The organism is Aeromonas sp. 604443 (assembly GCF_049170315.1).
Classification (GTDB): domain Bacteria; phylum Pseudomonadota; class Gammaproteobacteria; order Enterobacterales; family Aeromonadaceae; genus Aeromonas; species Aeromonas veronii_A.
On sequence record NZ_JAAKMI010000001.1, the window covers coordinates 730,170 to 745,514 of the forward strand.

Sequence of the window (15,345 nt, forward strand, 5' to 3'; positions counted from 1 at the left end):
AATGCCTCCCTTTCAACTAGTTACCGGTCATCCCGTGCCGGGATGAGCCAGAGACGTCTCAGGCAATCAGCTTGTCGTCGGCGAAGCCGAAGCCACGCAGACCCACCACATGCACGTGCTCGTGCTTGCCCTGTACCTTGCGGATGAGCTTGTAGGTGGTGCCCTTCTCGGGACTGATGTTCTCGGGCGCCGCGATAAGCAGCTGCATATCCTGCCGCTCGCACAGCTCGAACAGGGTGGCGATGGATTTGCCATCCAGACGGGCCGCTTCGTCGAGGAACAGCAGACGGCAGGGGGCGATATCCTTGCCACGCAGACGGCGTGACTCCTCCTCCCAGCTGATCAGCACCATCAAGAGGATGGCCTGACCGGTACCGATCGCCTCACCGGTGGAGAGCGCGCCGCTCTCGGCCCGCAGCCAGCCATCGGCCCCGCGCTGCACCTCGATCTCCAGCTCCAGATAGTTGCGATAGTCGAGCAGCACGTCGCCCATCACCTGATAGCTGCGATCCCCCTGCTCGATCTGCGGATTCAGGCGCTGGAACAGCTTGGCCATCGCCTCGGAGAAGCTGAGCTCCTTGTCGGCGAACAGATCGTTGTGCATAGCACTTTGGTCGGCCAGCGCCGTCAGCAGACGGGTGTGAGCCTCGCGGATATTGACGTTGAGGCGCACTCCGCGCACCAGACCGAAGGCGATGTTCTGCAAGCCCTGGTTGAGCACCCGGATGCGGTTCTGCTCGCGGCGGATGATGTTGGTGATCTTGGCCGCCACCTCGTGGGAGGAGAGCGACAGGTGGGTTTCCCGCTGCTTGAGCTCGTCAGCGAGACGGGCCAGCTCGATCTCCATCTCCTCGATCGCTTCCACCGGATCATCGGAGCGGATGATGTCGTTACGAATGCGATCTTTAAGGTAGCGGTATACCTGCACGTAGAAGGCCACCTTCTGCTCGGTGCTGCGGTTGCCCTCGGAGAGACGCAGTGCATCGCGCAGAGCTTCGTCGTGGGCCACCGCTACCCGCAGGGCGCCGAGGGCCTTGTCCGACATGGAACGCAGCTCGTCGCTGTCGAGATAAGCCAGTTCGCGCTTGTTGAGGCGCTTCTCGACGTCGGTCTCCCGCGCCAGACGCACCACCCGCGACCAGCTTGCCTTGTGACCCACCAGGGATTTACGGGCGCCGTAGTAATCCTTGCCTTCGAGCTTGAGACGGCCGCCAAGGGATTCGATCTCCCGCTTGGTGACCTGCAGCTGGGCCTCGGCGCTGGTGCGACGGGAACGGGTGCGGATCAGCAGCTCTTCGATCTCTTTCTTGTGGGCACGCGCCTTCTCTTCCATATCGTCAGAGAGGGTCAGCCCCATGGCCGCCAGCTCCTGCTCGAACTCGGTCAGGGTCTGACGCTTGGCCTCGACGCTGGAGTTGAGGGCGGTGCGCAGCTGCAACGCCTCGGTGTGGCGCAGGGCAATCTGCTTGTGCTGCTCGCCAGCGGTGCGGGCTGCCAGCTCGGCCGCTTTCAGCTTCTCTTTGAGCCGCTCGCTCATCTCGGAGGCCTTGCCCAGCAGGTCTTGCGCATCCTGATAAGCAAAGTGCGGCAGACGGGCCACCAGCTGATCGAGGGCATAACAACGTCGCTTCTGCTCGGCCAGCAGGTCGCTCACCTCATCATAGGCTGCCTGCAGCGCGGCCAGATCCTGCGGATCCTGACGCAGCACCTGCACCATGGTTTCCAGCTTCTCCAGCGACTTGCCGTGTTTGGCGATAAAGGCTTCGGCTGTTTTAAGGGCCTCAACGTCGGCATGAGCCGCCTCGAGGCGGGCCGCCAGCTCTGTCTCGGCAAACAGGTGAGCAAAGGGCAGCATGCCCTGCACCAGCTGGATATGGCGAGTCAGCTGGGCGCCGGCAGCTTTGGCCTCGGCCAGCTGCTTGTCGCACTCACCGATGGCACCTTGCAGCGCGCGCAGTTCGGCCTGCTTGGCCTGCACTTCGGCTTCGGGGTCGGGGCGGAAGGCGATATCCAGATGCTGGCCGATAAAGTCGCGGAAGTGACCGTAGAGACGGTGGTACTTCTGCTGCTCAAACGCAGCCTTGGCGTAACCCTCGATCAGCCCTTCGCGCTCAAGGTCGAGCTGCTCAATCCGTTTTTCCCGGGCGGCGCGACCAAACAGCGGCAGCTCGGGGTAGCGGGAGAAGCGCACCTGACGCTTGCTGGTGCGCACCAGCACGGCGTCTCCCAGCTCGTCCGCTTCCACCAGATCCTCGTCAAAGGAGTCGGGGTTGCCCTGAATGAGGTAGATATCTTCCGGGCAATCTTCCAGCTTTTTCAGCCGCTCGATGGCGCCCTCAAGGTCGAGCACCACCAGGGCGCTGCGAGCCGGGCCGTAGAGCGCGGAGTAGTAAGGGGCATCGTCGATGGAGATGTCGTCGTAGACATCGGAGAGCAGCACGCCCCCCACCTGCTCGGCGATGCGGGCAAGACGCGGATCCGCCTCGCCAGCACCCAGCTGCAGGTTGCGAATTTGCAGCTCCAGCGCCTGTTTCTGCGCTGCGATGCGGTTGCTCTCCTGCTCGAACTCGCGCTCCTTGTCGAGCACGGTCTGCATGCCGGCCGAAAGCTCTTCAGCGGTAGTCAGCGGCAGACCGCTCTGCTCGCGCAGCTGCTCGAGTTTTTCAAAGGATTTCAGCCAGCGCGGCGCCAGCTTGGTCAACTCCGCAATATCACGGCCGAGCTGGGTGCCCTGATGCTCGAGGCTGGCGCGGCGCTGGTTCACCTCCGCCTGCTGTTCGGAGAGCTCCTCCTGACGAGTGCGCTGGGCTTCGAGGAAGATCTCCAGCTCATCGCTGCTGGCAATCAGCTGGCCAGAGGCCTGCTGCAGCTCGTCACGCAGCTTGAAGAGACTCTTCTGGCTTTCGCTCTCTTTCTCGAGGCGAGCCAGCGCGGCGCGCAGCCCCTGCCCCTGGGCAATACGGGCCTTGTCTTCGATGTGACGCTTGAGCAGCGCCTGCGCGGTGGGCCAGGCGGCCTCGCGCACTGTCTCGGGGGCGATGCTCAAAAGCAGCGCCAGCGCCGCTTCGTGCTCGGCCACTGCCGCCTTAGCCAGCGCCAATTGCTGCTCGGCCCCCAGCACCCGGCTGGTGAGGCTCTGCTCGGCTGCGCGGAACTGGTGCAGGGTGTCGCTCGCCTGTTCGGCAGTCAGCCCCGGCAGCTCGCACTGCTCGCGGGCAGCTTCCAGCGCCTGCACCGCCTGACGGTACTGGATGGCGCGGGTCTGCTGGATATCGAGCGCCTGCTGATAGTCGGCCAGCTGGGTCTTGAGGCTGTCTACTTCTGCCTGCGCCAGCTCCTTGCGCTCTTCCACTTCCAGCAGTTGGCCGTGGATCTCCTCCACCACCGCCTGCTGCTGTTCGAGTTTGTCAGAGAGATCCGCCAGATCGGCGCGGTACATCTCGATCTTCTTCTGCAAGCTGACAGCCGCCATCACCTTGGCCAGATGCTCGGAGGCAGACTCCAGCTCGTCGGTCAGCAGTTTCTCGCGGTTGGTGAGCTGCTCCACCTCGTCGGCCAGATAGATGGCGCGCTGCTTCTCTTCGGCCAGAATGCGGCGCTTGTCGGCCAGCTCCTGGCGCGCCTTGAGGGCCAGCTCGGAGAGGCGGCTCTTCTCGGCGGCATTGCGCACATAGTCCGCTGCCACATAGTGGGTGGTCTCGGTGATCAGGTTCTTGAACAGATCCCGCTGACCTTGCGTCTCCTTGATGGCCTCCAGCGTGCGGCGGTTTTCATAGATGGCCGCCTCCATGTCTGCAAACGCCTTGCGCACCCCGGAGTTCTCCGGCAGCAGGTATTCGCGCAGAGAACGGCTGATGGACGAGGAGATGCCGCCGTAGAGGGAGGCTTCGATCAGGCGATAGAACTTGCCGCGATCTTTTTGATCACGCAGCTTCTTCGGGGTGATGCCGAACTCGAACATGAAGTTGTGATAGTCGGTCACCGTATTGAATTTGGCGACTTTCAGCGCCCCCAGCTCGGCGGCCGCCCCTTTCAGGTCGGTAAAGGCACGTACCCGCCCCTTGCCGCCATCGAGCTTCTCCAGCAGCAGGTCGGTCGGTGCCAGATTTTCCGGCACATCCACCAGCGCAAACGGGGTGATGTTGACCTTGTTGTCGCGGTTGGCCACCTGCTCGAGGTGCACGCCGACCCAGATCCGCTGTTCGCGGCTGTTCATCACTTCCAGCAGGGAATAGCAGTGACCGCGCTGCAGCTTGCCGTAGAGCCCCTTGTCACGGGAGGCGCTGCTCGATCCCGCTTCCGTGGTGTTGCGGAAATGGAGCAGTGACTGGTCGGGGATGAGCGCCGCGATAAAGGCCGCCATGGTGGTGGACTTGCCCGCGCCGTTGCCGCCGGAAAGGGTGGTGACCAGCTGGTCGAGATCGAAGGTCCGGGCAAAGAAGCCGTTCCAGTTGACCATGGTCAGGGATTTGAACTTGCCTCGCACCGGTTATACCTCCAGATCCAGTTGTTCTTCATCGAGATCCGCCTCGATGTCATCAAAGAGCGAGTCGCTGCTCGGCATTTCGTCGTCGTGGAAGATGGCTTCACCCTCCTGGATCATCCGCAGCTGGACGGCGCGCGGATCTTCATCGGAGCGCACGTCGGCGGCGAAACGGAACACCGATTCGTTAACCCGGAATTTATCCCCGTTGCCAAGGGCGGTGATCATGCCAAGACGGCGCAGGCGGCGCATGGAGGTACGGATCTTTTCGAGCAACTTCTTCTTGTCGAGATCGGTACCGCCGGAGCGGCTGTTGACCATCCGCAGCAGCTGCTTCTCGTCGGCGAGGCTCAGCACCTCTTCTTGCAGCTCGGCCATGGCGAATACCCCTTCCGAGGCGAGACGATCCGGGCTCAGGTAGAGGTAGCAGAGCACCTTGCCCACCAGCATATCGAGCTCGGAGAGCACAGTAGTGCCGATGTCGGAGCTCGGGCGCGGGCGCAGGTAGAAGAAGCCTTCCGGCGCCTTGATCAGCTCCACCTGATAGCGGCCGTAGAAGATCTCCAGCTCGCTGTGATATTCGACCAGCGCCGAATGCTGCTCGAACTCGTCGGCACTGATATGGCGACCGGAGCGCAAGGCTGTGTCGATGCGCGGAAACAAGGGGTTGGCAATCGCCTCTGCTAGCCGCAGCGGCAAGGGAAACTCAGTATTGATCAATGACATAGGCCTGAACCTTGGATCCAGCTTGGTTAATGGGTTTCCATGCGGGTTGGCGATGCAGTTCGCGCTCGCCGCTGGCATGGCCCAGGCGCACGGCCTGGTCGATCAGAAGACGCGCCACATCGAAGTGGGCATGAGCCGGGTAATCCAGCAGGTATTCCCGCAGCACGTCGGCTAGATCCAGCTGCTGCCCCTGCTCGGGGTAGCGGGCCAGATAGCGCTCTATGCGCTCGGCCAGCTCCTGGTTGATATCCACCATCTCGACGTACTCCATCTCGAGGGGCACCTCACCGGTCACCTCCTCGTCGTGGATGGCGATGGTTTCGTCGCGCAGCTCCAGCAGACGGGGCTCTTCGGCCACCCGCAGCTGCCAGTTGTGCTGCTCGAAATTGCGGATGGACTCGCGCAGCCGCTGGCTGAAGGCGCGGTTCTTGTCCATGTCGATGGCGTTGCGGATAAATTTGTGGACGTGCCTGTCGTAGCGGGACCAGAGCTCGATGCACTGCTGACCCCAGCTGGTGATGACGTCAAGACGACCTTGCAAGGCGTGAGTCAGCTCCTCGACGTGGAACAGATCGTCGCGCCCCTGCGCCGCTTCCTGAATGTTGAGCAGCCCCGCCTGCAGGCGGTGGCCGGCAGCGTCCAGGGTATCCTGCAGCTCGCGCAGGGTCTGGCCGGTCTCGTGCAGCAGCTTTTCGCAGCTGTGAATGGCATCGACCCAGTTCTGGGTCAGCAGGGCCGCGATTTCGCTTTTGACCTGATTCTGCTGCTCATCCATGGCGCGCTGGGTGAGATCGATACGTCCCAGGGTCTCTTCCAGCGAGAAGGTAAGGCGCGGCAGCACCTCGGCATCCCACTGCTCGCGGGTGTTGGTTTCAAGCGCCGCCTTGCGGGCTGTGTCGAGCTCGGCAGCCAGGTGTTCGAGCAGAATTGAGAGCTTGATGGAGTCAACCTGACGCTGATCCATAAAGAAGTCGACGATGCTCACGCCAAGGCGAGACAGGCGGTAGAGGCTCTCCCCCGCCACCATGTCGGTGTTGAAACGCGACAGCAGCTGCTGGCGAATGAGATCGTTGATGGCGTTGTTGGCGCGACCGGTGAGGGTCTCGTCCATCTGGCCGAAAGCGCTGCTGACATAGCCAAAGGCATCGTGCAGCGCTGCTTCCGACAGGTCCGACTCATCTTCGGACAGGGTCTTGATTGCAATCAGAAAGGCCAGCCGGTCGGTCGGCAGGCTCAACGCCAACCCCTCCTGCCTGACCCACCCTACTAGCTCCGGCAAAGAACGCTCTGGCAGGGTACGGGATGTACTCATCATGATGTTGTCATCTCGTTGTTGTATTGGGCGCAAAATCGTGCGCGCGGCTACATCCGGTAGCATCGAAAACATGGTTCACATTATTGACGTGAACCGCGAGCAGTCAGCTGGCCGGCTTCTGGGCCATCACATGGATATAGCGGCCGAGGGCGACAAAAGGCTCCTGACGGCAATATTGCTGCTCCATGGCCAGCAGATCGTCGAACTTCTCCACCTGATCCTGCTTTTGACGCATATAGTCGTGGATCACCCGCACCCCCGTCTTGCCGATGATGCGCAGCCCCCCGCGACCAATCCAGTCATAGACCTGCTCCGGCAACTGGGGGTTGGTGGGCGTAAGCGCTGTCTGGCGCTTCTTGCGAAGGCCAAGGCGCACATAGTCAAAATTGCCCACCACCAGGCTCTGGAACAGCAAACCATGACGGTTGTAGAAAAGCAGCGACAGTATGCCCCCGGCATTGACGAAAGGGAACAGACCCAGCAAGGTCTGGCGCGGCTCGGCAAGCCACTCCAGCACCGCATGGCAGAGCACCAGATCAAAGGTACCGGTCACGTGTTGCTTCAGATCCTGAATGGGGCAATGGATGAGACGGATTTTGTCTTCCAGCCCCTTCTCGGCGATCTGGCTGCGGGCCAGTTCCAGCATTTCTGCTGACAGATCGCACAGCTCCACCTGATGGCCCATGGCCGCCAGCTTCTGGGCGAAATAGCCAAAACCGCCCCCCGCATCGAGGATGCGCAGCGGTCGGTTGCCAAGGCGGGCCAGGCAGGCTTCGATGTCGCTCCAGACAATGGTGGTGCGGATGCGCCCCTTGGTGGAGTCGTAAATGTTGCGGGCGAACTTGTCGGCGCGCCCGTCAAAACTCTGATCGTGCTTCAAGGAGAAACTCAACATTAGCGCCACAGGGTTGTGGCCATCCCAAAAAAGAGAGGTATTCTGTCACATCCCGAATTTGCTGAAAACTCAAGGAAGTGTCTGTCGTGTTTGTGATTAAAAAGTGGCTGGGTCAGCTGTTGATGCCGCTCCCCTTCTCCCTCTCCCTGCTACTGGTCTCCCTGCTGCTGCTCTGGTTCACCCGTTTTCAGAAAACCGGCAAGCTGCTGGCCACCCTCTCGCTGCTCATTGTGGCCCTGATGGGGATGCGGCCGGTGAGCTATGAACTGGCCCGCGGGCTGGAGCAGACCTTCCCGCCGTTCGAGGTGAGCCAGCATCCCAACATCGATGCCATAGTAGTGCTCGGCAACGGCCATGTCAGTGACCCGGCGGTGCCCGAGCGCTCCTGGCAAAACAATATCGCCCTGGCACGGACTCTAGAGGGGGTTCGCCTTGCCCAGGCCTATCCCGACGCCGAGCTGGTGTTCTCCGGTTATGTGTCGGGGGATACCCTCTCCAATGCCGAGGTCAATGCCCGGATGGCCGAGAGCCTTGGCATTCCCCGCGCGCGAATGACGTTGTTTGAAAACAACAAAGACACTCATGATGAAGCGGTCAGTATCAGCCGCCATCTGAAAGGAAAAGAGGTGGCGCTGGTCAGTTCGGCCACTCATTTGCCACGTGCCATGGCCCTCTATCAGGGTCAGGGACTCAAGGCCGTGCCGGCCCCCACCGATTACACCGCCAAGCAGAGCCAGGTACCCCAGCCGCTCTACAGTTTTTTACCCAAAGGACGTTATCTGATGTATTCCGAAGCTGCCATCCACGAATGGATTGGGGTATGGTGGGCTCGCTTGCGGGGGCAGGTTAACGAATGAGCGATCAAGCGTTTCATTCCTGATTTGGATCAGGAAAGCGAAAAAAAATTACGTCATTTGCCGCCGGGTCAGCTATCTTGGGCTCGGTTCAATTCATATAATGTCGCGCAATCAAATGCCTAGGAGATATACAAGATGAGACAGCACCTGGTAATGGGTAACTGGAAACTGAACGGCACCAAGGCTTCTGTAGAAGCTCTGATCAAAGGACTGACCCCGGCTGCTGCCGCTCATCCTTCTGTACAAGTCGCCGTCTGCCCGCCGGTTATCTTTTTGGGTCTGGTTGAGCAACTGACCGCTGGCAGCAAGATTGCCTACGGTGCCCAGAACGCTGACGTTCACGAGTCTGGTGCCTTCACCGGCGAAAACGCCCCCTCCATGCTGAAAGCTTTTGGTTGCACCTACTCTCTGGTCGGCCACAGCGAGCGTCGTACCCTGCACGCAGAGAGTGACGACGTGGTTGCTGCCAAGTACGAAGCGATCCAGAAAGGCGGCCTGATCCCGGTTCTGTGCATCGGTGAAACTCTGGAGCAGTTCGAAGCCGGCGTGACCAAGAACGTGGTTGAGACCCAGCTGAAAGCTGTTATCGACCGTTGCGGCATCGCCTCCTTCAACAACGCCGTTATCGCTTACGAGCCGGTATGGGCCATCGGTACTGGCAAGACTGCCACTCCGGAGATCGCTCAGTCCGTTCACGCTCACATCCGTCAGTACCTGGCCGGTTTTGATGCCGCCGTTGCTGCCAAAGTACAGATCCTGTACGGCGGTTCCGTCACTGGCGCCACTGCAGCCGACCTGTTCGGTCAGCCGGACATCGACGGTGGCCTGGTCGGTGGTGCGTCCCTGAAAGTGGACGACTTCTCCCAGATCATCGCTGGCGCTGCCAAGTAATCGCTGATTACGGCAAAGAGGGGGGCTCGTCCCCTCTCTTGTATCGCTTTTCCTATGGTGGCCCCCGCATCCCATATGAAAGCCGATATAGTAAAAGTGGCTTGTCTATTTAAACATTCGTATTTGACAACTCAGATCCAGAGGCACTCATGACCAAACAAATCAAACGTATTGGTGTTTTGACCAGTGGTGGCGACGCACCCGGTATGAACGCAGCCATTCGCGCCGTGGTTCGCGCCGGTTTGCATCATGGCCTGGAAGTTTACGGTATTTATGATGGCTACCTCGGTCTGCACCAGGATCGCATCGTCAAGCTGGAGCGTCACAGCGTCTCCGACGTGGTGAACCGTGGTGGTACTTTCCTCGGCTCCGCCCGTTTCCCTGCTTTCAAAGACCCCGCAGTGCGCGCCGAAGCGATCGAAAACCTGAAAAAGCACGGTATCGATGCGCTGGTCGTCATCGGTGGTGACGGCTCCTACATGGGTGCCAAGAAGCTGACCGAAGAGGGTTTCCCCTGCATCGGCCTGCCGGGCACCATCGACAACGATATCGCCGGTACCGACTTCACCATCGGTTTTGATACCGCTCTGAACGTGGTGGTTGACGCCATCGACCGTCTGCGTGACACCTGCAGCTCCCACCACCGTATCTCCGTGGTCGAGATCATGGGCCGCCACTGTGGCGATCTGGCCATGTCTGCCGCCGTTGCCGGTGGTGCCGAGTATGTGATCGTGCCGGAAGTAGCCTTCGACAAAGAGAAGCTGCTCAAGCAGATCAAGGAAGGCGAAGCCAAGGGCAAGAAGCACGCCATCATCACCATCTGCGAGCACGTTACCGACGTGAACGCACTGGCTAAAGACATCGAAGCCCTGACCGGTCGTGAAACCCGCGCCACCATCCTGGGCCACATCCAGCGTGGCGGTGCCCCGACTGCCCGTGACCGCATCATGTCCAGCCGTATGGGTGCCTATGCCGTTGAGCAGCTGCTGGCTGGTCACGGTGGTCGCTGCGTCGGTATCCAGCGCAACGAGCTGGTACACCACGACATCATCGACTGCATCGAAAACATGAAGCGTCCGTTCGATCAGGAGCTTTACAACCTCTCCACCACCCTGTTCTAAATCTCGCGGCTTTTTACCGGCTGTTGATGACAAAAACCCTCCATCGGAGGGTTTTTTAATATTTTACAAAAACGGGGGCATCGGCACGCTGTGTGGCCATCACCATAAGGGTTGCCTGATCCCCAAGCCTTGCGCCATCGGACAGATTACTAACCTTCCCCTCCTCACACCAACCGGCATCAGCCTACGAACAGAGTTCCGGTATCGTCGTGGATATGTTTTATTACTGCGAACCGGATTGCGTTGACCTGTGCTCTGTCGACCCTGAAACGAGCTTGTTCAGCCTCCTCGTCATACGCCGCTTTTTATATCTCAATCTTGTAGAAGGGATTCAGATATCTTCCCCAACCATGCTCCGGCGCAGTTCTCGTATTGCACTCACATGACTCACGCAGATGCACCGGCTACGCAAATCGCTACTCGCGCCCAGCCCAGCCCAGCCCAGCCCAGCCCAGCCAGAGAGTACGCCTCTGGCCTATTGCGCACCTCACTCTTGCTGCGATCATGTCTATTCCGAGGCCGACGGGAAAATTGGCGGTGATAAAACAGCCAGCTGCCACTCTGTATCCCCCCGATGCACCGCTCTCCTCCCTATGAACCCAGTCTATTGCTGTAAAAATGCGGAGACTCCGGACTGATAAAGTGATGGTACGACAAGGGCTGGCGACCAGATTGTCTCCATAGACTTCTTTTGGATGGGCTATCTACGTCAGGAATCGTCAAAGCATGGCCTTACACACTTTTTATGGCTTCAATGACACTATTGCAAGGGTGAAAACTTATAAAAAGCCACCAAGGCTCCATACAAAACCCATCATCAAGCCAACCAGCAGCTCACCAACCAATTGAATTTAAATGAAATAATCATAAAAACAGAATCTTGAATGCTAACCCCGCAAGATGAGGTGATAAAATCAGCTCAATATGACAAAAACAGCCATCTCAACCAACCAAAAACATAAAGTGGCCATTTTATCAATTTACACCTTGTTTTACCCCCTTGTTATGGTATCTTGACTACATCAACCAACAACTTAGGGAGAGAAAAATGAAAGAGTTTGTCGTTACTGCCGTTTTCACGGTGTTTTTCACCCTGGTTGCTGTCTCTCTGCCCTCACTGTCACAGTTCTGAGCCGGATAGAGAGGCATCAATCCGGACCGACCCTCTTTGCCATGTCTGTTTAATCGCCACCAACTGGCGCTTTTCAGTAATAATGCCGAGATGGTCAACATAGATATGATTTCATCACGTTGACGCTGTTTCTTTCGCCACAAGGGTGTAACCAGGATGGTTTAACCATATGGCCTGATGGAGTAGAACCAGCAGCAGATCATATCCGAGGGGAGCAAGGCTCCCCTTTTTGTTACCCGTCGTTTGACAATCCCCTACCCAGGCATCCACAACAGGCCGGTTGACGCCACACGGCCCATGCCCACAACTGATGTTTTCTCCTCCTGTACTCTCCATTCAACACAGCTAAATCCGTCAGCAATCTCTTGTGCACACCTTTGCTCTGATACTTGTCCGGCAGATATAAAAAAGCCCCCGCCATCATGGCAGGGGCTAGCGTTACGCAGTGTCAGCTTAGGGCTGTTATATCTCAGTCCAGCTCAAAGCAGTTATGCCTTGTTCCAGCGCTCTGGGTCATATTCCGGGCTGAAGCGGTCAACAATGACAGCACAGGCCGCATCGCCGGTGATATTGAGGGAGGTGCGGATCATGTCGAACAGTCGATCCAGCGCGAACAACAGCGGCAGCCCTTCGATGGGGATCCCGGCCGCCAGCAGCACGGCAACCACCAGGAAGCTTGGGCCCGGCACACCGGCCTGACCGATCGCCCCCAGAGTGGAGGTCACAATGATGGCCGCCCAGGCACCGACGCTCAGATCGATGTTGTAAACCTGCGCGAAGAAGATGGCAACCAGACCGTAATAGATGGCGTTGCCGCTCATGTTGATAGTGGCACCCAGCGGCAACACGAAGGAGGCGGTCGCGTTGGTCACTTTCAGATCATGCTCGCAGGTCTCCATATTGACCGGCAGGGTCGCCATGGAAGAGGCGGTGGAGAAGGCCACGATCTGAGGCTTCTTCATGGCAGAGAGGTACTTCATCACCGGCGTGTTGGAGAACATCATCACCAGCAGCGGATAGACCACGAAGCCGAAGATGAGGATGGCTGCCACATAAACCACGAACAGCTTGAGTACAAGGGTCAGCACGTCGAAGCCATAGGTACCGATGGCTTCCGCCATCAGACCGAACACCCCGAGCGGTGCGATGATCATCACCTTGTTAATCATCCAGACGAAGGCATCCACCAGAGTATTGAGCCCATCGACCAGTGGCTTGGCCCGCTCGCGCGGCTGTTTGGCCAGCGCAATGCCGAGGAACATGCAGAACACCAGGATCTGCAGGATGTTCGCTTCGTTGAGGGAGTTGAAGACGTTGGTGGGGATCATGCCAAGCAGGGTGGCGACAGCATCCGGCAGCGCCCCTTTATCGGCGTAGTCACCGCCAAACATGGAGGCAACGGAAGCGAAATCGACCCCGACACCCGGCTTGAAGATCTGCCCCATCACCAGCGCCAGCAACACGGCCAACGCGGAGGTCACGAGGAAGAAGGCCAGCGTCGCTGCCCCGATCTTGCCCGCAGCCGGGCTGGCGCCCAGATTGGCGGCGCCGGAGAGGATGGCAACCGCCACCAGCGGGATCACCAGCATCTTGATCAGCTGGATAAACAGGGTACCGAGCGGTGCAAACACGGTGGCTTGTTCACCCATGAACGCGCCGACCACTGCGCCCAGCACCATGGCGACCACAACCTGGAAGCCGATGTTTTTAATGAGTCCTTTAGTTAACACAATATGTTCCTTTATGTAGCAAAATTCACACTTTTCCCAGTGCAATTAACCAAACAGGGGAATGAGCGGCTGCCCATTCCCCTGTTTGCGCGTGTTATCTCACATTTAATTGCTGTTTTAAATCAGCAAATCATTAACCTTGGCTATTAATAAGTTTGCGAAAAAGTGAAGATTCAAAGCGGTCTCGGCGATTTTTACCTCATCCCCCATGACAACTGGCAAAAGATTGTGCTAGTTTGGCTGCACAAACGTACACACAGGGATGTAAAGATGCTGAAAGTTAACGAGTATTTCGACGGAAATGTAAAATCCATCGGTTTCGAACAAAAAGGCGAGAAATCAACCGTCGGGGTGATGAACGCCGGTGACTACCTGTTCAACACTGCCGCCCCCGAACGGATGACAGTGATCAAGGGCGCCCTCACCATCCAGCTGGCTGATGAAGATGAGTGGCACACCTACAACCAGGGTGAATCCTTTCTGGTGGCCGGTCACTCCTCCTTCAAACTGGAAGTGAAAACCCCCACCGCCTACCTGTGCGAATTTCTCGACTGATCAGGCCGGTTGAAGGGGATCAGCCCCTTCAACTTTCTTGGTCCCCCCAGCCCCATTATCTGTGTCCATGTCACAGCACCGCACATCCCCGCTTCCTATCCATGGCAAAAATCCTAGAATAAACAGACATAAACCATCACCGGATTGATGTCATGATCAGCGTGTTTGACCTGTTTTCCATCGGAATTGGCCCCTCCTCTTCCCATACCGTCGGCCCCATGCGTGCCTCTTATGCCTTCGTCCAGCAGCTCAAGCTGCAAGGGCATCTGCCACAGGTCACGCGGGTCGAAGTGGAGTGTTACGGCTCGCTGGGCCAGACCGGCAAAGGGCACGGCACCGGCAAGGCGATCATTCTGGGGTTGTCGGGCTTTGAACCGGAATCAGTCGATATCGATGCGATTCCCGCCATTCTGGCTCGAGTGGAAAAGGAACAGAGCCTGCCGCTGGCAGGCGAGCAACCAAGCCATTTTCCCCGCACCGGTGCCATCATCTTCAACCGCCGCAAAACCCTGCCGGCCCACACCAATGGCATGACTCTGCGGGCCTTTGATAAAGAGGAAAACCTGCGCTTCAGCCAGACCTACTACTCCATCGGGGGCGGCTTCATCATTGAAGAGAGCCACTTTGCCACGGCCAAAGAAGAGGCTGCCAAGTCCGATGCCGAACACCCAGTCCCCTACCCGTTCGACAGCGGCGCCCAGTTGCTGGCCCACTGTCAGGAGAGCGGCCTCTCCATCTCGGGGCTGATCCTGGCCAACGAGCGGGTCTTTCGCAGCGATGAGCAGATAAAAGCGGGGCTGCGCAAGATCTGGCAGGCGATGCAGGGCTGCGTCGAGCGAGGCTGCAAAAGCGAAGGGGTGCTGCCGGGCGGCCTCAAGGTTCGGCGCCGCGCCCCGGGGCTGTTCCGCCAGCTAAGCTGCGAGACCAACTTCAACAAGGATCCGCTGATGGTGATGGAGTGGGTCGATCTCTTTGCGCTGGCGGTCAACGAAGAGAACGCCGCCGGTGGCCGGGTGGTGACCGCCCCCACCAATGGCGCTGCGGGCATCATCCCCGCCGTGCTGCACTACTACGATCGCTTCGTGCACAAGGTGGATGACGAGACGCTGATCCGCTACTTCCTCACCGCGGCTGCCATCGGCATCTTATATAAGAAGAACGCCTCCCTCTCCGGGGCCGAAGTGGGTTGCCAGGGAGAAGTGGGAGTCGCCTGTTCCATGGCGGCTGGCGCGCTGACCGAACTGCTGGGGGGTAGTCCGGCCATGGTGGAGAACGCCGCCGAAATAGGCATGGAGCACAATCTCGGCCTCACCTGCGATCCCATAGGCGGACTGGTGCAGGTGCCCTGCATCGAGCGCAACGCCATGGGTGCGGTCAAGGCGATCAATGCCGCCCGCCTCGCCCTGCGCGGCACCGGCGAGCACAAGGTGTCGCTCGACAAGGTGATCAAGACCATGTGGGAGACCGGCAACGACATGAAGACCAAATACAAGGAGACGGCCCGTGGCGGCCTCGCCGTTAACATTACCGAATGTTAAAAAACGGCAAATGACTCCATTTGGTTCCGAAATGCCCGGCATCGCCGGGTATTTTTATGGGCAAACGCTTAACAAAATGGATAAGCACAAAAATAAATTTTA

The 15,345-nt window shown here is 58.7% G+C and carries 10 protein-coding genes; 5 read left to right on the top strand and 5 right to left on the bottom strand.

Translation table 11 applies throughout. From position 1 onward, the window contains the following. Positions 1-58 precede the first annotated feature (58 nt). The 4 genes from mukB to cmoM all read right to left on the bottom strand — a co-directional run bounded on the left by mukB (position 59) and on the right by cmoM (position 7,404). Positions 59-4,486: a chromosome partition protein MukB gene (gene mukB / locus G5380_RS03165; RefSeq protein WP_421352366.1), complete on the bottom strand. Its 4,428-nt coding sequence runs from the start codon at positions 4,484-4,486 to the stop codon at positions 59-61. A 3-nt stretch (positions 4,487-4,489) separates the two neighbouring features. Continuing rightward, the gene (gene mukE / locus G5380_RS03170; protein WP_005345759.1) at positions 4,490-5,209 is read right to left on the bottom strand and encodes a chromosome partition protein MukE; all 720 of its coding nucleotides are present in this window, start codon (positions 5,207-5,209) and stop codon (positions 4,490-4,492) included. Next, on the bottom strand, positions 5,190-6,524 hold the full coding sequence (gene mukF, locus G5380_RS03175; protein ID WP_005345760.1) for a chromosome partition protein MukF: 1,335 nt from the start codon (positions 6,522-6,524) through the stop codon (positions 5,190-5,192). Before mukF ends, mukE begins: the two co-directional genes overlap by 20 nt. A 103-nt stretch (positions 6,525-6,627) precedes the next feature. Continuing rightward, on the bottom strand, positions 6,628-7,404 hold the full coding sequence (cmoM, locus tag G5380_RS03180; RefSeq protein WP_421352367.1) for a tRNA uridine 5-oxyacetic acid(34) methyltransferase CmoM: 777 nt from the start codon (positions 7,402-7,404) through the stop codon (positions 6,628-6,630). A 101-nt stretch (positions 7,405-7,505) separates the two neighbouring features. On the opposite strand from cmoM, the gene elyC reads away from it, so the two are divergent. From elyC to pfkA, 3 genes are all read left to right on the top strand, one after another. Next, complete coding sequence (elyC, locus tag G5380_RS03185) at positions 7,506-8,276, top strand: envelope biogenesis factor ElyC (protein ID WP_421352368.1); 771 nt, start codon at positions 7,506-7,508, stop codon at positions 8,274-8,276. 135 nt (positions 8,277-8,411) lie between these two features. After that, complete coding sequence (gene tpiA / locus G5380_RS03190) at positions 8,412-9,167, top strand: triose-phosphate isomerase (RefSeq protein WP_120414341.1); 756 nt, start codon at positions 8,412-8,414, stop codon at positions 9,165-9,167. A gap of 149 nt (positions 9,168-9,316) precedes the next feature. Then, entirely contained in the window at positions 9,317-10,288 is a 972-nt protein-coding gene (pfkA, locus tag G5380_RS03195) for a 6-phosphofructokinase (RefSeq protein ID WP_005336840.1), read from the top strand. 1,620 nt (positions 10,289-11,908) lie between these two features. On the opposite strand, the gene G5380_RS03200 is transcribed toward pfkA, so the two are convergent. Then, complete coding sequence (locus G5380_RS03200) at positions 11,909-13,150, bottom strand: dicarboxylate/amino acid:cation symporter (RefSeq protein ID WP_005360943.1); 1,242 nt, start codon at positions 13,148-13,150, stop codon at positions 11,909-11,911. A gap of 270 nt (positions 13,151-13,420) precedes the next feature. Between G5380_RS03200 and G5380_RS03205 the strand changes: the two genes are divergently transcribed. Together G5380_RS03205 and G5380_RS03210 are read left to right on the top strand one after the other, a co-directional pair. Next, the gene (locus G5380_RS03205) at positions 13,421-13,705 is read left to right on the top strand and encodes a pyrimidine/purine nucleoside phosphorylase (protein ID WP_042055930.1); all 285 of its coding nucleotides are present in this window, start codon (positions 13,421-13,423) and stop codon (positions 13,703-13,705) included. A gap of 152 nt (positions 13,706-13,857) precedes the next feature. Further along, positions 13,858-15,243 carry an L-serine ammonia-lyase gene (locus tag G5380_RS03210; RefSeq protein WP_139443603.1) on the top strand — a complete coding sequence of 462 codons (1,386 nt, stop codon included), beginning with the start codon at positions 13,858-13,860 and terminating at the stop codon, positions 15,241-15,243. Positions 15,244-15,345 lie beyond the last annotated feature (102 nt).

Coding starts and splice junctions, on each gene's coding strand:
- mukE (WP_005345759.1), bottom strand. CDS start 5,209: ATGTCATTGATCAATACTGAGTTTCCCTTGCCGCTGCGGCTAGCAGAG.
- mukF (WP_005345760.1), bottom strand. CDS start 6,524: ATGATGAGTACATCCCGTACCCTGCCAGAGCGTTCTTTGCCGGAGCTA.
- tpiA (WP_120414341.1), top strand. CDS start 8,412: ATGAGACAGCACCTGGTAATGGGTAACTGGAAACTGAACGGCACCAAG.
- pfkA (WP_005336840.1), top strand. CDS start 9,317: ATGACCAAACAAATCAAACGTATTGGTGTTTTGACCAGTGGTGGCGAC.
- G5380_RS03205 (WP_042055930.1), top strand. CDS start 13,421: ATGCTGAAAGTTAACGAGTATTTCGACGGAAATGTAAAATCCATCGGT.
- G5380_RS03210 (WP_139443603.1), top strand. CDS start 13,858: ATGATCAGCGTGTTTGACCTGTTTTCCATCGGAATTGGCCCCTCCTCT.